Origin of the sequence: Clostridium frigoris (assembly GCF_018861865.1) — a bacterium.
Taxonomy (GTDB): domain Bacteria; phylum Bacillota; class Clostridia; order Clostridiales; family Clostridiaceae; genus Clostridium_AD; species Clostridium_AD frigoris.
On the sequence record NZ_JAHLDV010000150.1, the window covers coordinates 1 to 683 of the forward strand.

Consider the following 683-nt stretch of genomic DNA (forward strand, 5'->3'; position numbering starts at 1 on the left):
TCCGCATTATCTCTGGTAACTTACCCTTCCATGTCTCACAGGATCTATGTCCTAAATTCCTTCGTTCAGTCTATCCAAGAGGCGGATGTCAGTATTGGCTCCTTTACCGGGTCTATGCCCTTATGGTGTAATTTAAACCTGACTAATCCCAGTTTCTTTTTTCAATGATCTATTTAAAAATAAGAGTTTTAATAAGTTTTCCACAATTATTGGCTGAAAAATCAGCTATAGATTTGCTGTGGATAGTTTTTAATATTGTTAAATAGAAATGATTTGTGGATAACTAATTAAGCTACATTGAGTTGTAGGTTAAATCCTGTATCTTTCATTAGTTTTTGTGGATTATATTCAACTTTTTTAGTTATTACAGTAAAAAATATTCTTATAAGCTTGCAACACAGTAAAATCAAAGATTGTTTTTTCTTTAATGGATTCTCTTTTCTGTTTGTATAATATTCATGTAGCATCTTAAACTCATTATTTTTAGATACTAGTGGCATTATTACACGGAATAAAAGCGCTCTAAGCCTTGATCTACCTCTTTTACTTATACTTGTTTTACCTTTATGCTTACCTGAACTATTCTCAATCAGATTTAACCCTGCAAGTTTTTGAATTTGGCTTGGATGTGTAAATCTTTTTATATCACCAACTTCAGCAATGAACCCTGCAGCCGTCATTAT

Annotated in this window: 1 protein-coding gene; it reads right to left on the reverse strand. The window is 31.9% G+C overall.

The window, feature by feature from the left end; genetic code table 11:
* Positions 1 to 287: 287 nt before the first annotated feature.
* Positions 288 to 683 (reverse strand): transposase (locus KPL37_RS19545; RefSeq protein ID WP_216151721.1); only part of this gene is annotated, 396 nt, incomplete at its 5' end.